Here is a 20,408-nt window from a genome sequence, read left to right on the forward strand (position 1 = left end):
CCAGAGCTCTTTCCCCACAAACAAAAAAAGGCGAGGCCGAAGCCTCGCCAAACAGGTGCTGGACCTCAATCGTAATAAGGAAGTTTACGATCGACACCGTTAATGTTGACCAGCACAAAGCCCGTAGGCGCGGTTTTGTTGGTCGGCGTACCGGCCGCCGTCGCGACGGTCAGCACGCCTTTCTCGTTCGCGCCAATACCGGCCAAACCGTTGTGCAGCCCGAAACGCGCCGCCGGTTTGAAACCGCCCAGTTTGGTGGTATCGGTCACGACTGAGAAGTCCTGCTGAAACAGCGAGCAGGAACCGGTATCGAAACGCGTAGGGCCGGTGCATTTCAGGTTCATCATGGTGTCACCGCTGTTGGCGCGCAGTTTTACCCACACCGCCGCATAGGTGGTGCCGACGCGGCTGTAGCGGATATCCAGCACCGCAGGTTGTCCCATGTGATAGGCATCGGCCCACACCGTTTCCAGACGCTGCAGATTGACCCAGGTTTTGCCGGTCGCCGCCACGTTGACCGGTGAACCGGCAGTGCCCGTTGGCTGAGTGGCATCCGCTTTACCAATAAACTCCATTACCCACTGCTGGTTAGCGTTCGGGAAGAACAGCTGCCCGACGCGATACCAGTTATCGGTATCGGTGTTATTAGTAATTTTGTAGCCGCTGAAGTAGCCCGCGCGCAGCGATCCGGTCATAAAGGTGCCGTAGTTCTCGTCGCGACGGTAGCCATACTCAAAGGTGGATAACCAACGTCCAGCCACCGCATCCAGGCTGAGTTTTGCGCCGGATTGCAGATTGAGCTGACGGATCACCACGCGCGCATTATTGAGATTCAACGGCGTACCGCAATCCTCAATGTTCAGCGTATCCACCGTCCAGCCGCCGTCAGAGAGATCGCCCGGATTACGTGTGTGCTCAATCCACACGTTGCGAATAATTCCCTGCGTCACGCGCGGCATGTAGAGCGTGGCGTCGCCATAACCGGTCTGGAAGTTACAGTTACACAGCTCAATCGCCGTGGAGTGATCCCACGCGCCTTTTGGCGAGTTTGACCAGCCGACATCAAACACGCGTCCGTAGGTATACAGGGTGTAAATCTGGTCGAATTTACTGTCGAGGGTATCCAGCACTTTAATCACCGTACCGCCGTTATTCTGCGCGCGGAAACAGTAGATATTGACGGTGGTGCCTTCGATACAGGTGTTTTCGAAGAACGGCTGCACGTTGCTGCACATGTCGGCAGTGATGGTGCTTTTGTTGGTGGTGATATCGGCGGATGCCTGGCCGTTCCACGCAATACCGCGGATTGAGGTACGACGCGCCTTCACCTTGAACACCGTGTTGGCGCTTTTGTCGGAAATGATGGTGGTGCGCGGCAGCGAACCCAGCTCGACATCATCCCCCTGCAAACCGAAGAAGGCGCGCTCGGTACCGCTGATGTCGATGGGGCTAATCAGGAATCGACCGCCTGGAAAACGCACCGGTAATGCGGTGATGTTGCCTGAGTAGCTTTGCGTCCACGCCAGCATACGGTTAAACGCCTCGGTATCGTTGGCGTAACCGTCGCCTTTGGCACCGAAGTGATAAACGTTGATTTCGGTGGGATCGTTAATCACGCGTTTCCAGTAAAAACCGTTACCGATCACCAGCGTACCGCCATCTTCTACCGCCGTGGTGGTGCCGATAAAACCGGTAAAATCACCGCCACCGTGGAAGGTGGAGTCCGCGTTGTAACGACGTAAGAATGCCAAATCGCCGTTTTTGGCCGGTACAGTGGTGCGCAGTTCTGCATAAGAGTTAACTTCGATCATCATAGCCTCCTCGGCTTTTCGGGTAGGTAATGCAAATGCATGAGAGCAACGTTACTGAGCCGGTTGGCCGCAGTGCTGATCCCAAAGATCGTTGTGGTTGTTGATGGCGCGCACGGTGCGAACGTCCATGCGCTCGGCGTCATTGCCGTGGGTGTAAATCGGGGAAAACAGGGTGCAGGCTGAGTCGATGACGACGGGAGATTCAGGGCTGGTGATACTTCGATTGCTGCAACTTGTCACGAGCAGCAGCGTCATCAAGATTAAGGTTGCTGGCTTCCACACGTTTGGCCTCCTCGCGCAGCAGTTGCTGCTGTTGGTTAACCGCTACCGCTTGCGCCGCGGCTTTATCGGCGCGCTCGACGGCGGCCTGGGATGCTTGCTGCACCTTGCCGATTTTCTTGCCACCGAAGTAGCTGGCAACCAGCGCGGCGATGACGCCCGCCAGCGCGGCAACCCAGTGCCAGCTGCCGCCGAACAATGTCATGAGCAATGTCATACTTTTTCCTCCATCGCATTTTTCTGCTGGTTGAGGCCTTTCTGGCGGATGAATTGGGCAATCACGCCCATCGCCACCATAAAGGCGCCAATCAGCCCCAGATAGTTGTGCGGCAGAATCGCTTTCACGTCGGGCGGCATGCTGTTCCAGGCATCAAGCGCAGCAGTGGGAAATGATTGCACCCACGCGCTGAGCATCGAACCGAGCGACGCCAGCCATACCGACCAGGTTTTGAATAACAGCCGCGCATGTTTCACGAACTCCAGCGTGGTGAAGCGCTGCATCACCAACACCACCACAATCACTGCCAGCACCGCGGTGACAAAAATCAGCAGTTTCAGATTCATAGCAGCCCCCGATAGATGTCGTAGGTGCCGCTGCGCATCACTTCGGCATGGCGCCGTGCGCGACCCGACGTTTGTCTTGCCCACAGGCTGTCGAGCATGGCGTTGGCCGCGCTGTTGAAATCGCCCTGCGTGATGGCGGTGAGCATGCCGCGAAACATCGCCAGCCCATCCACCCCCAGCTGATATCCCATGCTGATCAGCACATCGCTGCGCGCCTCATTGCATTTGGCCAGCGCCTGCTGCACCAGCGCACGCTGATGCATCTGCTGCACCTTGCCCTCGACAATGCACTGCTTCCACACATCGCCGACGGGACGCGGCACCTGGAAGATGTAGTTGCTAAGCGATGCCCCTTTGGGGCCGATGCGAATGCCGCCAGCGACCGTGGGGAAACCCAGCGAGTCGAGGTAAGGCGCTTCGCGATAACCCTCTTCGAAATTCAGGATGGCAATAATCTGGCTCATAGAAATTCCTCTTTGACGGGGCGCAACAGCCTGAAAATGGCTGCGCAAAACGGCAAAAAACATAAATCCTGCTGATCGTTTACGACATTGAGTGCGTTTTCATATAAGCGAAACGCTCAAGAATGGTTAAACAGTGAGCAACAATGGAACGTTCCGTTTAAAACTGGGGAAAGTGATGCAGGGTTAACGCACGGCATACAAATAGACGTGGGGCAGACAGCAGTTATCAAAGCTGGGTTGTGCCTGCTGAACACGAACGGGCGCTAGCACGGCGCTGTCAACGCGCGACAGCTTCTGGCGCTGGCAGATGCGTTCAGCGGTGCGCAAGGTGACGTTTTCGTATTCGATGCCGAGTGCGCTATCGATGCTGCGCTTAAGGCTGAGGGACTGGCGTCGCCGATGGCGGCGCGTGCGTGCATTGCCTGAAAATACTGACTTTCCGTACTGGATAATCGCCATAACTCCTCCTGTTAATGAGTCTTTGGCGATGGGGTGACAGGCACGGCAATTCGGCTGAGGCCGACGCGTTCGTTATTCCTCTGGAAAATACCCGACGTCAACTTACCCGGCTGCTTTCGCGGCCAGGGTGAAGTAGAGGAGAGTGAAAATCAGAGGGCAACTGACAACGCTGCAAAGTGCGTATCCACCCCATCCCAAAGTTCACTAACTTTGGATGGTATGTATCGCGCTTGTGCAGCGCCTCAATTGTTTAAGAGCGGGCTCATCCGTGAGCAGGTATGTTGTCCATCCATGCTCAAATTATTAACAGGTTCTAATGCATTGGCAAACACCAATGGTTAATTTTTTATTTACCGTCAGTTAAATTAATGATTTCAGCCAAAATATTTTTTTGCCGCAATCTGACGTTTTGTGATCAGCCCAGGATTTGATAATCCCGCGCCTGGCTCATGATCACCCGCGCCACCACTTGCAGCGTCCTGGCTTCTTCCAGCGTGAGGTACCAGGTTTCATAGCGCTTGTTGTCGGAGATTACCGCGACCTTTTTGTGCTGAAGTTGCAGGCGTTTGAGATAGAGCTGATCGTCAAGCGTGAACAGGTAAATACCATCGCCATCGAAGCGATGCACGCTGATATCGACAAACAGCTGATCGCGCGGCGCAAAAGTGCCGGCCATCGAATCGCTGTTCAGCGCGATAAGGCGAATATTTTCTGCCGGGCGGCCGTTAAACAGCACCCGCGCCTCTTCCAGCCCATATTCAATGGCTTGAATGGTTTCCACCAGTTCATCGCGCGAAGAGCCGCTGCGCACACCGTGCTGGCCAATATCCAGACTCTCCACGCGAAACAGATGTTTTGGGTTCACCAGACTGCGCTGCGTCAGCAAGGCGGCCGGTTTTTCCATGCCAAATTGCAGCCACTCCACGCGCACGTCGAGTAACTGGCTGAGCGCCAGTAAATTATTATCATCGGGGATCGATTGCCCGTTAAACCATTTCCACACCCCCGGCGTTGAGATCTTGCATCCCCTCTCTTGCAGAGCCAGCGCAACCTGTTTATTCCGTCCATGTCCGACAATTCCCGCGCTTTCGCATGCGGCAATCAGCCTGGCAGTGAATGCTTGTCTCGTACTTTCTTTTTTAACCATCAGTTAATAATCTGCCTTCAGTAAAAGACTGAATGTTATTTTCATTTTTGCTACCAGTTCATTTTATATTACCGGCAGTTTACTACCCAACCGCTTTTATCAATGAAGCTGGACAATCATTATCCCCTTCGGTTAGGGCGAAACCAGTGTTCAGTGCCATATCGCTTGTTCTGACAGGGGTTTTCAGGATTGTTCTGTAGCAATAAGACCAGCATCTAAAGGAAAAAATGGGTGAAAAGCCGCGAGCCCGCCATAGATGACAGAAATAAATCAAAAAGCTCTTGGAATAACTGGATCGAAAACGAAAAAAATGGGCACCGTTTTCGGTGCCCATTGTCATGCAGGAGCGAACATTAGCGACGTAGCGTATCGTCGCCCCACCCTATCCATTTGTAGGTGGTCAGCGCTTCAAGTCCCATTGGACCACGCGCATGCAGCTTCTGCGTACTGACCGCCACTTCGGCACCGAGGCCAAACTGGCCGCCGTCAGTGAAGCGTGTGCTGGCATTAACGTATACCGCCGATGAGTCAACCTGGTTGACGAAGCGATTGGCATTGCCAATGCTGCGCGTCAGAATGCCATCAGAGTGCTGCGTGCCGTGCTCACGGATATGCGCGATGGCTTCATCAATATCCGACACCAGCTTGACGTTCAGATCGTTGGACAACCATTCGTCATCATAATTTTCCGCTTGCACCGCCACCACCTCGGCAGCACCGTTTTGCAGCAGCGCCAGCACATTTTCGTCGGCGTGCAGCGCAATCTTCTCTTGCGCCATACGTTGCAGGAATGCCGGAATGAATGTGTCCGCCTGATCGCGATGGATCAGCAGCGTTTCCAGCGAGTTGCAGGCGCTTGGCCGCTGCTTCTTGGCATTGACGATCACCTCCAGCGCGGCCTCGGTCTCCATGGTTTCATCGAGATAGAGATGGCACACGCCGATGCCGCCGGTGATCACCGGAATGGTGGAGTTTTCACGGCACAGCTTGTGCAAACCTGCTCCGCCGCGCGGGATCAGCATATCGACGTAGCGATCGAGCTTCAGCAGCTGATTCACTAGTTCACGATCCGGGTTTTCAATCGCCTGCACCGCGCCTGCTGGTAAACCGTGCTGGGTCAGCGCATTTTGGATCACGCGCACGGTGGCGGCGTTGGTGCGATAAGTCTCTTTGCCGCCGCGCAGAATCGCCGCGTTGCCGGTTTTCAGGCACAGCGATGCCACATCAACAGTGACATTAGGACGCGCTTCATAAATCACGCCAACCACACCCAGCGGCACGCGACGACGTTCAATGCGCAGGCCGCTATCAAGCTGGCCGCCATCCATCAATTGCCCCACCGGATCGGCCAGGCGACACACCTGACGCACATCATCGGCAATGCCTTTCAGACGCTGCGGGTTGAGTGTCAGGCGATCGAGCAGCGCTTCGCTCATGCCATTTTGGCGTGCATCCGCCAAATCCTGCTCGTTCGCCGCCAGGATGTCCGCGCTTTCCGCTTCCAGACGATCGGCGATGGTGAGCAGCACCTGATTTTTTTGTTCGGTGGAGAGTTCTGCCAGTTTGTACGACGCAGCGCGCGCCGCTTTACCCATCTCTTCTAACATTATCTGCTCCTTAACTGACGATCATATCGTCGCGGTGCACCGCTACCGGGCCATATTCGTAACCGAGGATCTCGCCGATTTCCTGGCTGTGATGACCGGCAATCATGCGCATGGCATCGCTGTTATAGCGCGTGACGCCGTGGGCGATATCGCGCCCTTGCAGGTTGCGAATGCGGATCACTTCACCGCGCGAGAAGTTGCCCTGCACGTCACGGATGCCTTTTGGCAGCAGCGAACTGCCGCGCTCCAGCATCGCGGCCAGCGCACCATCATCGATGGTGATTTCGCCCGCCGGCGGTGCGCCGAAGATCCAGCGCTTACGGTTTTCCAGTGGCGACTGCTGCGCGTGGAAACGCGTACCGACCGGTTTGCCATACAGCACATCGCTGATCACATCCGGACGACTGCCGGCGGCGATGATCACATCGATCCCCGCGCGACAAGCGACGTCCGCCGCCTGCAGCTTGGTCGCCATGCCGCCGGTTCCCAGGCCCGACACGCTGCCGCCCGCGAGGGTGCGTAACGCATCATCGATCTGGTGCACGTCGCTGATCAACTCCGCTTCCGGATTGGTACGCGGATCGGCGGTGAACAACCCTTGCTGATCGGTCAGCAGCAGCAGTTTATCCGCGCCGCCCAGCATCGCCGCCAGCGCCGACAGATTGTCGTTGTCGCCCACTTTAATTTCAGCGGTGGCCACCGCATCGTTCTCGTTGATCACCGGCACGATGTGGTTGTCGAGCAGCGCGCGCAGCATGTCTCGCGCATAAAGGAAACGTTCACGGTCTTCCATATCAGCGCGCGTCAGCAGCATCTGCCCGATGTGAATGCCATAAATCGAAAACAGTTGTTCCCACAGCTGGATCAAACGGCTCTGCCCCACCGCAGCCAACAGCTGCTTTGAGGCGATGGTAGGCGGCAGTTCAGGGTAACCAAGGTGTTCGCGTCCGGCGGCAATGGCGCCAGAGGTAACGATAACAATGCGATGGCCCGCGGCGTGCAACTGCGCACACTGACGAACCAACTCCACCATGTGCGCCCGATTCAACCGACGTGAACCGCCGGTGAGGACGCTAGTACCCAACTTGACCACAAGGGTTTGACTGCCACTCATGTTTTTCCTGCCATGTAAGAAAAAAATCTGCGAAGGGACGTTTTATCAGGAGTGAGCAAGGAAGCCAACAACAGCAAGGGGAAAAGCACAAAAATCCCCTGACAATGCGGTAGACCAAAAGTTCGCGATTAACAAGAAAGCCGAAAAACTGTCATAAAACGTTCATCACCAACCGGTAAAAAGTCGGTGTTTTACAAAACCTTTCACGGGTACAACAAATTTTACTCATTGGGATTGATAGCAAAATGAAGAAGAGCACACTGGCATTAGTTGTATCAGCGCTGGCGCTGGCTTCCACCGCAAACGCCGCAGAAGTGTATAACAAAGACGGTAATAAACTGGACTTCTACGGCCGTGTTAAAGCTGAACACTACTTCAGCGATAACGCGTCAAGCGACGGCGACAAATCTTACGTGCGTATCGGTTTCAAAGGCCAGACGCAGATTAATGACCTTATGACCGGTTACGGTCAGTGGGAATATCAGTACAACGCGAATAATTCTGAAGGTTCTGATGCCAACGCAGGCAACAAAACCCGTCTGGGCTTTGCTGGTCTGAAATTCGGCCAATACGGTTCATTCGACTACGGTCGTAACTATGGCGTTTTGTATGACGTCGAGGCCTGGACTGACGTATTCCCAGAGTTCGGCGGTGACGGTACCGCGCGTACCGATAACTTCATGACTGCGCGTGCAACTGGCGTAGCCACTTACCGCAACAGCAACTTCTTTGGCCTGGTTGATGGCCTGCGCTTCGCGCTGCAATATCAGGGCAAAAACGACGCCACCAGCGCTAACGCCCGTGGCAGCATCACCGATACTTCTCGTCAGAACGGCGACGGTTACGGTGCGTCACTGGGTTACACCATTGCTGACACCGGTATCAGCCTGATGTCGGCCATCACCTCTTCTGACCGTACTAACCAGCAGCAGCTGCAGGCGCTGGGTAGCGGTGATAAAGCGGAATCATGGGGCGCCGGTATCAAGTACGATGCGAACAGCATCTACCTGGCTTCTATCTACACCGAAACCCGCAACATGACGCCAATCGGCACCCGCGGTTTTGCTAACAAAGCACAGAACTTCGAAGTGGTAGCGCAGTATCAGTTCGACTTCGGCCTGCGTCCGTCCCTCGGCTATATCCAGACCAAAGGCAAAGACATCGAAGGGATCGGTGACGAGGATCTGGTTAAATACATCGACGTGGGCATGACTTACTACTTCAACAAAAACATGTCGACCTTTGTGGATTACAAAATCAACCAGTTGGATGACAACAACAAGCTGAACCTGAACAACGATGACGTTGTGGCCGTTGGCTTAACTTACCAATTCTGATTGAGCTGTACCCTCGTTGTGTCTATAAAAAAAGAGCCGGCTCATCACCGGCTCTTTCCTTTTTAAACCCTTAAAAGTCTATCAGGCGCTCAGTTTCACTGGCTCTTCTTTAAAGCCTTCCGCCGGGCGCAGATCGAGTTTCTGTTCCAGCAGCATCGCTTTCAGACGCTCATGGAAATTACGCAGCGTGCTTTCCACTTTGGCATTGTTCTCTTTGCCTTTGATGGTCGCAGCGCCCCAATCACCCGCTTTATCAAACAGGCCAAAATGATATTCGTATGTGAAGTGATCTTCATAGGCTTCCAGCGTCATCCACCAGCCCCAAAACTCACGCAGCTCAGGTGCAGGCTTGACGTTGACACACGCTGCCAGGCAATCGAAGAAGAAGCGTGTCTCTTCACATTTGCCTTCACGGATATACGGCCCCAATTCGGTGAAGCGCTTAAGCAGGCGACTACGGGGGTGACCACTCGGTAATGTCATCTCTTTTCCCTTAACCCTTTAAATTGCACTTCCAGCTTTCCATTAACATAAAAATGGAAAATCCCGGATATAAGTAGTAGCAGAGTTCAGAGATTTCGCCAGTTAGCCTTTCAACTGTTTTTCCAGCCAGTCACAAATTTGATTGAGCGCTTTGTCAAAACTGGCAAAAACCGGCTTGGCGGGAATCGCCAGCGTCTTGCCCTGCGACGAGGAGTTGGCGATCAACTGCGCGTCTGTTTCCGGACCGAAAATATCATCCGGCCAATAAGCCGCCAGCATCGGCGTTGGCGTGCGGCGGCCGAGTAAGCCTTGCACCTTCAACGAGTAGCGGTTGAGTTCAGTACGCAGATTGCTGTCGGAGGTTGAGGACATACCGAGACGGCTCGCCAGCATATCCATGTACATATCCGGCAGCTGTTGCTGCTGTTGCGCATCCACAAACACGCTGTGCACCATGGCTCCCAGCGTCGCTACCGCGCGTACTCGCGGCACTTCCAGATAGGCCAGACGTGTCGCCACGTTGGCACCGAAGCGGTAGCCCAGCAGCGCCACGCGTGTATGATCGATCCACGGCACATTGCTCAGTTCACGCAGCACCTGCTGATGCACCTGGCTGGTGTCCTGATTCAGCAGCCATTTGCTGCTAAATCCTACCGATGGCATATCCAGCGTCAGCATGGCGATGCCACGCGGCGCGAGATAGTCGTGGAACAGGCGATAGTGATCGCTCTGCAGCGAATCAAGGCCGCCGCACAGCAGCACGGTGGGATACGGCGCTTCGGCTTGCGCGGGCATATGCAGGAACCCCGTCACCGGACTGCCACCGCTCATCGGAAAAGTCAGGGATTTTAGTTCGCCCGGCAGACGCTGCGTGGCCTCTTCGTAGGCGCGATTGGCCAGCACCTGCGCCTGATCGGCCAGCTCGTCGCCTTTGATGTAAGGGTAAGCCGCGAGGCTGAACAGATTGGCGGCGTGCAGCCAATGCTGACCGGCATCGTCATGGTTTTCGCTCTCTAACGCGCGCTGCTGCCAGATCGCCGCCTGCTTCGACCACTCATAATTCCAGTTGCCGCCGCGATAGCCAATCACGGTATCGAGCAAGGCTTCATTGGTGCGTTCGAACTCGCTCACCGCGATACGCGCCAGCACTTCGCTGATCTCCTGCGGCGACAGACCGCGCCACGTCCACAGCAGCTTGTTCAGCATGCGATACCAGCCGCGCTGCGTATCCCCTTCGAGGGCGTTATGCACCTGCACGGCGGCATGATGCTGGCGATGCACTAATGAGGAGGTTTCCGGGTGTTTAAAACGCGGTTTGAACAGTTCTTCGCTCAGGTTTTTATCAGACATCTCAGCTATTCTCCTGCCAACAACGTGGCGATGGCTAAGAGTGTACTGCACCCGCCATACGCGCGCGAGGCGCAGAAAGCACAACGCCCGGCATAACCGGGCGTTGTTTGCGATGCATCAATTAGCTTTTGACGATTGGCGGGATGTAGACCACGCCCATGTCCCAGGGCTGCTCGATCCAGGTGTTCTGCGGGATATCGACAATGTAGTCGTCCACCAGCGCACGGCCAGCTGGCTTAGCGAAGATGGTGCAGAAACGCGCTTTAGGATACATGTCGCGGATCGCCTGCGCGGTGCCGCCGGTATCCACCAGGTCATCAATCACGATGAAGCCTCCACCGTCGCCTTCGGCACGCTTCAGCACTTTCATTTCGCGCTGATGATCGTGATCGTAGCTGGAGATGCACACGGTATCGACGTAGCGAATACCGAGTTCACGCGCCAGCAGCGATGCCGGAACCAGACCACCACGGCTCACCGCGATGATACCTTTCCACTGTTCCACAGGAAGCAGGCGCTGGGCCAGTTTACGGGCATGGATTTGCAACATGTCCCAGGTTACGACGTATTTTTCGCTCATATAAAGGAATCCCGGCCAAGAAACTTGGCTTAAAAAATATGCAAGGGGGAAAAGGTTGCGCGAGATTATAAGGATCTGACGCCTTAAAAACCAGCATCTGTCTTACTGGTTGCAGGTTTTTAGCGCGGCTGATTACGCACCCGGCGAGAAACAGTGATATTCTCAGGCCCATCACGTCAGATCTTCTGACGACGATTTTTACTGGAAACCCGCGTGCGTGCGGTATGTCCGCCACGCTGACACAGGAGATGCATGGTGTCTGAATTGTCGCAACTTTCACCCCAACCGCTGTGGGATATTTTTGCCAAAATCTGTTCCATTCCGCACCCTTCTTACCACGAAGAAGCACTGGCCGAACACGTTGTCGGCTGGGCAAAAGAGCAAGGTTTGTGGGTTGAGCGCGATCAGGTTGGCAACATCCTGATTCGTAAACCCGCTACCGCCGGTATGGAAAAACGCACGCCGGTGGCGCTGCAGGCGCACCTCGATATGGTGCCGCAGAAGAACAATGACACGGTGCACGACTTCACCAAAGATCCCATTCAGCCGTATGTTGATGGCGAATGGGTGAAAGCGCGCGGCACCACGCTGGGCGCGGATAACGGCATTGGTATGGCGTCTGCGCTGGCGGTGCTGGCTGACAACAGCCTGATCCACGGTCCGCTGGAAGTGCTGCTGACCATGACCGAAGAGTCCGGTATGGACGGCGCCTTTGGTTTACAGCCGAACTGGCTGCAGGCCGACATTCTGATCAACACCGACTCGGAAGAGGAAGGTGAGATCTACATGGGTTGCGCCGGTGGTATCGACTTCATCACCACCCTGCCGCTGACGCGTGAAGCGATTCCTGCGGGCTATGAAACCCTGAAGCTCACGCTGAAAGGCCTGAAAGGCGGTCACTCCGGTGCCGACATTCATCATGGTCTCGGCAACGCCAACAAACTGCTGGCACGCTTCCTGGCGCTGCACGCGCGTGAACTCGATGTTCGTCTGATCGAATTCACCGGCGGTACACTGCGTAACGCTATCCCGCGTGAAGCTTTTGCTACGTTGGCGATCGACAGCCATAAGGTTGATGCACTGAAATCTGCTGCGGCACATTTCCAGGCGACGCTGCTGAACGAGTTGGGCATTAAAGAGAAGAACATCGCCGTGGTCACCGAGTCGCTGGCGCATCAAGGCCAGGCGCTGAACGCTGACAGCCGCGATCGTTTCCTTAATTTGCTAAACGCTACGCCAAACGGCGTGATTCGTAACTCTGACGTGGCGAAAGGCGTGGTGGAAACCTCGCTGAACGTCGGCGTGGTTACGATGGATCAGGACAATGCCGAAATCATCTGCCTGATTCGTTCACTGATCGATACCGGTAAAGATTGGGTGGTTGAAGTGCTGACCTCGCTGGCCGATCTGGCCGGGGCGAAAAGCGCACCTAAAGGCGGCTATCCGGGCTGGCAGCCTGATGCCGATTCACCGGTGATGGCGCTAACGCGCAAAACTTATGAAGCGCTGTTTGGTAAAACGCCGAACATTCAGGTGATTCACGCCGGTCTGGAGTGTGGTCTGTTCAAGAAGCCGTATCCAAACATGGATATGGTATCGATTGGCCCAACCATCACCGGCCCGCATTCGCCGGATGAGCAGGTTCACATCGAAAGCGTGGGTCTGTACTGGAAACTGCTGACCGCGCTGCTCAGCGTGGTGCCTGAAAAAGCGTAAGATTGCGCTTTCGCGATGAACCCGACTTCGGTCGGGTTTTTTTATGCCTGCGAAGGATTGCGCAATAAATTGCGCCGCTACAAAAGTGACGTGTGTAAGGTGTGGAAATAAAACGCTGTACATACCGTAGCGGCGCAATTTATTGCGGAAATCAACAAACAGCACATCCCGCTGAATAAATACGATTACACCTCTCGGTTAACCCAAATCTTTCCATCAAACCAGATTTAGCCGCCATAACGTCCAGATGTCTGGATGGCTAATAAGATTTCGTGCTAGCTTATGCCCTTTCGTTCGTTGCCGAGAGTGATGGTTCAGGAAAAAATGCCCCCAACTCAACTAATTAAAGGCCCGGTTCAATGAGTGCGATCAACCGCCTGGAGATGCGTAATATCTCCATTGCCTTTGGCGGTTTCGCCGCGCTCGCGCAGGTGGATTTTCTGACTGAAGGCGGCTCGGTGCATGCGTTGACGGGCGCTAACGGCGCCGGAAAATCTACGCTGATGGCGGTGCTGGCTGGCGCACACGATCATTACAGCGGTGAGATTCTGCTGGATGATGCGCCGGTCACTATTCGCTCACCGCGCGATGCCAAAAAGCTCGGCATTCATCTGGTGCAGCAGGAAGTGGATGTGGCGCTGGTGCCACAGCTCAGCGTGGCCGAAAACATTCTGCTCGATCGTTTAGCCGAACCGGGTCACGTCTACAGCTGGCGTGAGATTCGCCGCCAGGCGCGTACGTTACTGGCGCAGCTGGAAGTGAACATCGACGTCAACCGTTTGGTGGAGCGCTGCTCGCTGGCAGAGAAGCAGCAAATCCTGCTGGCGCGCGCCCTGTCCCATCACTGCCGCTTTCTGATCCTGGATGAACCCACCGCCCCGCTCGATCAGCATGAGAGCGAGCGCCTGTTTACCGTGGTGCGCCGCTTGCAGTCCAGCGGCATTGGCGTGGTGTTTATCTCGCACCGCATTCACGAACTGAAAGCGATTTGCGACCGCTTAACGGTGCTGCGCGATGGTCGTCTGATTGAAAGCAGCCCGATGGCGGCGCTGAGTGGCGAGCAGATCGTGGAAAAAATGCTCGGACATCGGCTGGATGATGTTTTTCCGCCGCGTCGCGCCCGTGCGACTCTGCCGCTGCTGCTGTCGGTGGAAGGCTTACACGACGATCGGCTACTGCAGGATATTTCGCTGCGTCTGCACAAAGGGGAGATTCTGGGCATTGCTGGTCTGGCGGGTGCCGGTAAAACCGAGCTGTGTAAAGCGCTGTTTGGTGCCAGCAAAAGCCGCGTGACAAAGGGCGAACTGCACGGCAAACCGTGGCGACCGCGTTCACCACATGATTCAGTAGAAAACCGCATGGCGCTGGTGCCGGAAGAGCGCCGCAAAGAGGGCATTTTCATCGATGAACCGGTGAGCATGAATCTGAGCATCAGCGCCGATAACAGCTTCTCGCGCTGGAGCCTGTTTGGTCATCGCCAGGCGTGGCGTTGGGCGGAAGCGGTGATTCAGCGCCTGAATGTGCGCACCACCGGACCGGGGCAAATCCTGCGTCGTTTGTCGGGCGGCAATCAGCAAAAAGTGGCGATTGGCAAGTGGCTGCGCAACAACGCCGATGTGCTGATTTTTGATGAGCCGACGAAAGGCGTCGATATCAAAGCCAAAACCGATCTGTTCACGCTGATCGATGGCTTAGCGCGTGAGGGCAAAGGCATCATTTATGCCTCGGGCGAGTTTTCTGAATTGGTCGGTCTGTGCGACCGCATTTGTGTGCTCTGGGATGGGCGCATTGTGGCAGAGATGGAGGGCAACACCGCCACAGAAGAGGCACTTTTGCTTTATTCCACCGGAGGAACACCTGCGTGAGCAGCAAAGAACTATCCCTAAACTCGCAGCCTTCTCTGCGCCATCAGCTGTTTGATTTCCTCTATAAGTGGGGCATGTTGCTGACCGTGGTGATTTTGATTGCCGCATTTGGTCTTGCTTCGGACAGCTTCCTCGAACCGACCAACATCATTAACATCCTGCGCTCGATTGCCATCGTCACGGTGATTGCGATTGGCGTGTCGATTTCGCTGACCATTGGCGGCTTTGACCTGTCGGTGGGATCCACCGCTTCGCTGGCCAATGCGCTGGTGATTTCGCTTTTCGTCTGGCACGGCTTTGGCACCACAGAAGCCATCATTATTACGCTACTGCTGTGTACGCTGGTTGGCTTGTTCAACAGCTTCCTGATTGTGGTGCTACGTATTCCCGACATGCTCGCCACCCTCGCCACGCTGTTTGTGATTCAGGGCGTGGCGATGACCTACAGCTTTGGTGGTTCCATTACCGAGAATATGGTGCTGCCGAGCGGCGACATGGCCGAAGGCACCATTCCTGCCGCCTTTGGCCTGCTCGGCCAGGTGCCGACCATCGTGATTATCATGCTGGTGGTCACCATTGTGGCGCAGCTGGCGCTGTCGCTGACCAAGCATGGCCGTCGTATGTATGCGCTGGGCGGCAATCCTGAAGCGGCGCGTCTCTCCGGTATTCGTACCACGCGCTATCGCGTGCTGGCGTATGTGCTTGCCTCGCTGCTGGCTGGCTTGGGCGGCATTTTGCTGGCATCACGCATCGGCTCTTCGCAGGTGAATGCCGGCGGCGGTTATCTGATGGATGCCGTTGCCGCAGCGTGGATCGGCTTCTCGCTGGCCGGTTCGGGCAAACCGAATGCGCTGGGTACCTTGGTGGGCGCCATCATTCTTGGTGTGTTGCAGAACGGGCTGGTGATGTTGTCGGTGCCCTATTACGCGATGGACATTATTAAAGGTCTGGTACTGGCGCTGGCGCTGGCGATGACTTACATCCAGCGCCGTTAAGGCGCGTTTAATCAGAAAGAGATCATAATGAAAAAAATTACCCTTTCGCTGCTGGCGGTTAGCCTGCTCAACGCCAGCGCCGCCTTCGCCGATGCCGCAGTGCCTGAGGTTATCGCTAACCATGAAGGCCCGGTACGCATCGCCATCATCCGCAACCTGGGTTCGGACGATAACACCACGCAGTTTGTCGCCGGTGCGATTCAGCAAGGCCGCCAGCTGGGCTTTAAGGTCAGCACTTTCCTCAGCAATGGCGACGATGCGCGCTTCCAGGATTTCGTTAACCAGGCGATTAGCCAGAAATATGACGGCATTATCCTGTCGCACGGTAAAGATCCCTACTCCACGGCGCTGGTGCAGCGTATTGCCGCAGCGGGCATCAAGCTGTCGGTGTTTGATACGCCGGTTAATACGCCGGTAGAGGGCGTCACCGTGACGGCGCAGAATGATGCTTCGCTGGCGCAGGAATCACTCGGCAGCTTAATCAAAGACTTCAACGGTAAGGCGAATATCGTCAAGCTGTGGGTGGCCGGTTTCCCGGCGATGGATCGTCGTCAGGTGGTGTATGAGAAGCTGCTGAAAGAGAATCCGGGCATTCATCAGCTGGAGTCGATTGGCGCGGTTTCATCTGATGTACAGGGCGATACCGCCAACAAGATTGGCGCGATTCTGGCGAAATACCCGAAAGGCAAGATCGATGCGATCTGGGGTTCGTGGGATGCTTTCAGCCAGGGCGCGTATAAAGCCCTGCAGGAGAATGGTCGTAGCGAGATCAAACTGTATAGCATCGACGTATCCAATCAGGATCTGCAGTTGATGCACGAGAAAAACAGCCCGTGGGTACAAACCGTGGCGGTGGATCCGAAAACCATTGGCGCAGTGAATATGCGTTTGGTGGCGAACAAGATTGCAGGCGAAACCACACCGGCGACTTACGAGTTTAAAGCGTCATCGATTTCTCAGCAGCAGTTGAATAGCCAGCAAGGCGCGGTCAACGTGGCGTCGCTGAATAAGATCATTCCGGGCTGGGGCGAAAATAACGATTTCATCGCGCCATGGTTTGCAACGCTGGAAGCGAAGTACGGTAAGAAGTAGTTTTCCCTCACCCTAACCCTCTCCCACATGTGGGAGAAAGAACCGATTAGCGCGGTTTGTTTTACTCCTTCTCCCGCTGGCGGGAGAAGGCCGGGATGAGGGGCAGCGCGCACAATCTCACAACCCCAACACCAACTGCCGCTCCAACTGCGGATCCACCATCGTGACATGCAATCCCACCAGCCGCACGCCGCGCCCTGCTCTGCGTTCATCCCACGCCTGACGCGCCACCGCGATCATGTCGTCTTTATTCAGCACCGTCCAAACGTGCTCCTGCGTGGTTTGCTGGAAATCATTGAACTTCAGTTTCACGCCTTGTCGGGCGATCTGCCTATCCGGCTTGATGGCGGTTAAGCGGCGATCCAACTCCGCATAGAGAAAATCAATAATCTCCAGACACTGCTCCCAGCTGTGAATATCTTCCATCAGGGTACGTTCAACGCCGAGCGATTTGCGTTCGCGCTCAACCACCACATTGCGCTCATCCACGCCGTTGCTGCGTTCCCACAAGATGCGGCCAAACTTGCCAAAGCGTTTAAGCAGCAGCGCCAAATCGGCGCGCTGCACATCCGCGCAGGTGCGCAAGCCCATCTCTTCCAGCTTTTTAGTCGCCACTTTACCCACGCCAGGAATTTTACTGAGCGGCAGCGTCAGTAGAAAATCGGACATCGCGTCCGGCGTAATCACATATTGCCCGTTGGGTTTGTTGAGATCGGAAGCGATCTTGGCGAGAAACTTGATCGGCGCGATGCCGGCGGAAGCGGTCAACCCGGTTTCACGCAGGATATCGGCACGAATCGCCTGCGCCATTAATGTCGCCGAGCCATGGCAATGCAGGCTGTCGGTCACATCCAGATAGGCTTCATCCAGCGACAGCGGTTCAATCAGCGAGGTGTAACGTGAGAAGATGTCGCGGATCTGGCGGGAGGCTTCTTTATAGGCATCAAAGCGGCCAGGCAGCAGCCGCAGATGCGGGCAGAGTTTCAGCGCCATGCCGGTCGGCATCGCGCTGCGCACGCCATATTTACGTGCCGGATAGTTCGCGGTGCTGATCACGCCACGTTGCACGCGGCTGCCGCCAATGGCGATAGGAATATCACGTAAAGAGGGATCGTCGCGCATCTCAACCGCTGCATAAAAGCAGTCCATATCGACATGAATAATTTTGCGCATACGCCCTCCCAGATACTGGATAAGTATACAGCAGCGAAAAATATCGGCAATATTTGTTGAGAGCGAGATTAAAGTTTACAAATTAGTGGTCGTATTCCTTTTAGGAACGCGCCATTTTCTCGGACACTGGCTTGATTAAAAGCCAGACAATGTTAATGTTGCGCTGCGATAGCGGATATTTCCGATAATGCAATACCCGGACGCACAGCGTCATCGTCTCTCTCCACATCAAGGTATCTACAGAATGGGCAGAATCGCATTAACGCTTGCGATGATTCTTATGCCGCTCCTTAGCTGGGCAATGAACCCCGAGCCTACGCAACCGCTGGCTCCGGTGAGCAAAGAGTTAAAGAAACAACTAATTGGAACCCCCGTTTTTATTCAGATTTTCAAGGAAGAGCGTACGCTGGAACTGTACGGCAAAATCGGGAATGAATATCGTCTGCTGGACAGCTATCGCATCTGTAATTTCTCTGGCGGTTTAGGACCTAAACGTCGTCAGGGCGATTTCAAAAGTCCGGAAGGCTTTTATAACGTTAAGCTGAACCAGTTAAAACCGGATAGCCGTTTTTATCGCGCTATTAATACCGGTTTTCCCAATCAGTACGATCGCGCTAAAGGCTATAACGGTAACTATTTAATGATTCACGGAGATTGCGTGTCAGTGGGCTGCTACGCAATGACGGATGCATCGATGGATGAGATCTTCGCCTACACCAACGCCGCGCTGCGTAATGGTCAGCAGGAGATTCAGGTCAATATCTATCCGTTCCGCATGACAGACAGCAATATGCAGCGTCATAAATACTCGACGTACATTAACTTCTGGCGTGAACTGCAGCCGGGCTATGCGTACTTCGCTAAGTACCGTGTGCCGCCTACCGTGAACGTGACGGCCACCGGCCAATATGCGGTGAACAGCACGCCGGTGATCGCTACACCGGATGCTGCCTCGAAATCATTCCTGGCGCTCACCCAGGCAAAATAATGCCCACTCGCCTGGCACTATCCGGTGCCAGGTTTCATTGCCCGTCAGCGGTTGCGTAGCAATCACCGTCACCACATCTTGCGGCGTCGTCTGCTGCTGAAAATCAATTTCCACATCCTGATCGAGCAACGTCGCTTTGCCAAACGGCGCCCGGCGCGTAATCCAGTAGAGATTAGTCGAACAGAACGCCATCAGATAGCGCCCATCCGATAACAGCATGTTGAACACGCCCTTCTCACGCATTTCTGCTGCCAGCTCGGCAATGTAGCGGAACACCGCTGGCCAGTTGCCCGGCGTGCGTGGATAGCGCTCGGTCAGTTTGTGCAGCATCCAGCAAAATGCTTTCTCGCTGTCGGTTTCACCAATCGGACGAAATGGCCCGGTATCCAGCTGACGATAACCTTTGAGCTGACCATTGTGTGCGTAGGTCCAGTTGCGGCCCCACAGCTCACGCGTAAATGGATGGGTATTTTCCAGCGACACTTCACCGCGATTCGCCTGGCGGATATGCGCCACCACCGAATGCGATTTGATCGGGTATTCCTGCACCAAACGGGCTATCGGCGAGTTAAAGCTCGGCTGCGGATCTTTGAAGGTGCGGCACCCTTTTCCTTCGTAGAACGTGATGCCCCAACCATCTTTGTGCGGCCCGGTTCCACCGCCACGCTGCACCAGACCGGTAAAACTGAAACAGATGTCCGTGGGGACATTGGCGCTCATCCCGAGCAATTCGCACATAGCAACCGCCTTAAGTTAGATCCTCTCGCGCGCGGCGAGAGGAACGCATCATGACTTAACCATCTCTTTTTCAATCAACAGCATCAGAATATGGATCACTTTGATGTGGATCTCCTGAATGCGGTCGGCATAGCCAAAGTGCGGCACACGAATTTCGATATCCGCCGAACCTGCCATCTTGCCGCCATCTTTGCCGGTCAGAGTAATCACTTTCATGCCTTTCGCGCGCGCAGCTTCCACGGCTTTAATGATGTTGGCAGAGTTACCGGACGTAGAAAGACCCAGCAGCACATCGCCTTCACGGCCTACCGCTTCGATATAGCGTGAGAACACATAGTCATAACCAAAATCGTTACTGACGCACGAGAGATGGCTGACATCAGAAATGGCAATCGCCGGGTAGCCAGGACGGTTTTCACGGTAGCGTCCAGTCAGCTCTTCAGCAAAATGCATCGCATCGCAGTGCGAGCCGCCGTTACCGCAGGAGAGCACCTTGCCGCCCGCTTTAAAGCTATCGGCCAGCAGAACTGCGGCGCGCTGAATGGCGTGAATGTTGGCTTCGTCACTCAGGAACGTGTTGAGCGTATCGGCTGCTTCATTGAGTTCTGAGCGAATAATGTCCTGATACATAGAGATGTCCTTTAGA

At 55.1% G+C, this 20,408-nt stretch carries 21 protein-coding genes; 7 read left to right on the forward strand and 14 right to left on the reverse strand.

Features of this window, described 5'->3' with window-relative positions:
* Positions 1-65 precede the first annotated feature (65 nt).
* On the reverse strand, positions 66-1,811 hold the full coding sequence (locus tag KVT28_RS07640) for a glycosyl hydrolase family 28-related protein (RefSeq protein WP_192236783.1): 1,746 nt from the start codon (positions 1,809-1,811) through the stop codon (positions 66-68).
* 39 nt (positions 1,812-1,850) lie between these two features.
* Between KVT28_RS07640 and KVT28_RS07645 the strand changes: the two genes are divergently transcribed.
* Positions 1,851-1,994 (forward strand): hypothetical protein, encoded by a 144-nt coding sequence (locus KVT28_RS07645; protein ID WP_158527638.1) that lies wholly within the window; start codon positions 1,851-1,853, stop codon positions 1,992-1,994.
* A 19-nt stretch (positions 1,995-2,013) separates the two neighbouring features.
* Here the strand turns inward: KVT28_RS07645 and KVT28_RS07650 are convergent, their stop codons facing one another.
* The 7 genes from KVT28_RS07650 to proB all read right to left on the reverse strand — a co-directional run bounded on the left by KVT28_RS07650 (position 2,014) and on the right by proB (position 7,445).
* Positions 2,014-2,307 carry a hypothetical protein gene (locus tag KVT28_RS07650; RefSeq protein WP_110867798.1) on the reverse strand — a complete coding sequence of 98 codons (294 nt, stop codon included), beginning with the start codon at positions 2,305-2,307 and terminating at the stop codon, positions 2,014-2,016.
* The gene (locus KVT28_RS07655) at positions 2,304-2,648 is read right to left on the reverse strand and encodes a hypothetical protein (protein WP_192236784.1); all 345 of its coding nucleotides are present in this window, start codon (positions 2,646-2,648) and stop codon (positions 2,304-2,306) included. Before KVT28_RS07655 ends, KVT28_RS07650 begins: the two co-directional genes overlap by 4 nt.
* A gap of 2 nt (positions 2,649-2,650) precedes the next feature.
* Positions 2,651-3,118 carry a glycoside hydrolase family protein gene (locus KVT28_RS07660; RefSeq protein WP_101762511.1) on the reverse strand — a complete coding sequence of 156 codons (468 nt, stop codon included), beginning with the start codon at positions 3,116-3,118 and terminating at the stop codon, positions 2,651-2,653.
* A 183-nt stretch (positions 3,119-3,301) separates the two neighbouring features.
* The gene (locus KVT28_RS07665) at positions 3,302-3,577 is read right to left on the reverse strand and encodes a hypothetical protein (protein WP_217547457.1); all 276 of its coding nucleotides are present in this window, start codon (positions 3,575-3,577) and stop codon (positions 3,302-3,304) included.
* Positions 3,578-3,992: 415 nt separating this feature from the next.
* Complete coding sequence (locus KVT28_RS07670) at positions 3,993-4,724, reverse strand: S24 family peptidase (protein ID WP_101762513.1); 732 nt, start codon at positions 4,722-4,724, stop codon at positions 3,993-3,995.
* 353 nt (positions 4,725-5,077) lie between these two features.
* Complete coding sequence (gene proA / locus KVT28_RS07675) at positions 5,078-6,331, reverse strand: glutamate-5-semialdehyde dehydrogenase (RefSeq protein ID WP_101762514.1); 1,254 nt, start codon at positions 6,329-6,331, stop codon at positions 5,078-5,080.
* A 10-nt stretch (positions 6,332-6,341) separates the two neighbouring features.
* A complete protein-coding gene (proB, locus tag KVT28_RS07680; RefSeq protein WP_101762515.1) occupies positions 6,342-7,445 on the reverse strand; it encodes a glutamate 5-kinase in 1,104 nt (367 codons plus the stop codon).
* 245 nt (positions 7,446-7,690) lie between these two features.
* Between proB and ompC the strand changes: the two genes are divergently transcribed.
* Entirely contained in the window at positions 7,691-8,782 is a 1,092-nt protein-coding gene (ompC, locus tag KVT28_RS07685) for a porin OmpC (RefSeq protein WP_101762516.1), read from the forward strand.
* A gap of 81 nt (positions 8,783-8,863) precedes the next feature.
* On the opposite strand, the gene crl is transcribed toward ompC, so the two are convergent.
* From crl to gpt, 3 genes are all read right to left on the reverse strand, one after another.
* Positions 8,864-9,265: a sigma factor-binding protein Crl gene (gene crl / locus KVT28_RS07690; protein ID WP_008108946.1), complete on the reverse strand. Its 402-nt coding sequence runs from the start codon at positions 9,263-9,265 to the stop codon at positions 8,864-8,866.
* A gap of 102 nt (positions 9,266-9,367) precedes the next feature.
* A complete protein-coding gene (gene frsA, locus KVT28_RS07695) occupies positions 9,368-10,615 on the reverse strand; it encodes an esterase FrsA (RefSeq protein ID WP_192236751.1) in 1,248 nt (415 codons plus the stop codon).
* Between the two features lie 121 nt (positions 10,616-10,736).
* Positions 10,737-11,195, reverse strand: coding sequence for a xanthine phosphoribosyltransferase (gpt, locus tag KVT28_RS07700; protein WP_217547459.1), 459 nt, complete (start codon positions 11,193-11,195; stop codon positions 10,737-10,739).
* A 255-nt stretch (positions 11,196-11,450) separates the two neighbouring features.
* On the opposite strand from gpt, the gene pepD reads away from it, so the two are divergent.
* The 4 genes from pepD to KVT28_RS07720 all read left to right on the forward strand — a co-directional run bounded on the left by pepD (position 11,451) and on the right by KVT28_RS07720 (position 16,863).
* Positions 11,451-12,911 (forward strand): beta-Ala-His dipeptidase, encoded by a 1,461-nt coding sequence (gene pepD / locus KVT28_RS07705; RefSeq protein ID WP_167391190.1) that lies wholly within the window; start codon positions 11,451-11,453, stop codon positions 12,909-12,911.
* Positions 12,912-13,270: 359 nt separating this feature from the next.
* Positions 13,271-14,776 (forward strand): sugar ABC transporter ATP-binding protein, encoded by a 1,506-nt coding sequence (locus KVT28_RS07710; protein WP_217547461.1) that lies wholly within the window; start codon positions 13,271-13,273, stop codon positions 14,774-14,776.
* Positions 14,773-15,771, forward strand: a complete 999-nt coding sequence (locus KVT28_RS07715; RefSeq protein ID WP_101762520.1) for an ABC transporter permease — start codon at positions 14,773-14,775, stop codon at positions 15,769-15,771. The genes KVT28_RS07710 and KVT28_RS07715 overlap by 4 nt, the downstream gene beginning before the upstream one ends.
* Before the next feature lie 27 nt (positions 15,772-15,798).
* Positions 15,799-16,863: a sugar ABC transporter substrate-binding protein gene (locus KVT28_RS07720; RefSeq protein WP_192236753.1), complete on the forward strand. Its 1,065-nt coding sequence runs from the start codon at positions 15,799-15,801 to the stop codon at positions 16,861-16,863.
* A gap of 117 nt (positions 16,864-16,980) precedes the next feature.
* Here KVT28_RS07720 and dinB read toward each other — a convergent pair whose 3' ends face one another.
* Entirely contained in the window at positions 16,981-18,036 is a 1,056-nt protein-coding gene (gene dinB / locus KVT28_RS07725; protein ID WP_217547464.1) for a DNA polymerase IV, read from the reverse strand.
* A gap of 244 nt (positions 18,037-18,280) precedes the next feature.
* Here dinB and dpaA point away from each other — a divergent pair, with 244 nt between their 5' ends.
* A complete protein-coding gene (dpaA, locus tag KVT28_RS07730; RefSeq protein ID WP_101762523.1) occupies positions 18,281-19,024 on the forward strand; it encodes a peptidoglycan meso-diaminopimelic acid protein amidase in 744 nt (247 codons plus the stop codon).
* On the opposite strand, the gene KVT28_RS07735 is transcribed toward dpaA, so the two are convergent.
* Both KVT28_RS07735 and lpcA read right to left on the reverse strand, forming a co-directional pair.
* Positions 18,995-19,762, reverse strand: a complete 768-nt coding sequence (locus KVT28_RS07735) for a class II glutamine amidotransferase (RefSeq protein WP_008108933.1) — start codon at positions 19,760-19,762, stop codon at positions 18,995-18,997. The genes dpaA and KVT28_RS07735 overlap by 30 nt on opposite strands.
* Before the next feature lie 48 nt (positions 19,763-19,810).
* Positions 19,811-20,392 (reverse strand): D-sedoheptulose 7-phosphate isomerase, encoded by a 582-nt coding sequence (gene lpcA, locus KVT28_RS07740; RefSeq protein WP_064740353.1) that lies wholly within the window; start codon positions 20,390-20,392, stop codon positions 19,811-19,813.
* Positions 20,393-20,408: the final 16 nt, after the last annotated feature.

The sequence above is a fragment of the Pantoea sp. GbtcB22 genome (assembly GCF_019091025.1).
Taxonomy (GTDB): domain Bacteria; phylum Pseudomonadota; class Gammaproteobacteria; order Enterobacterales; family Enterobacteriaceae; genus Pantoea; species Pantoea leporis.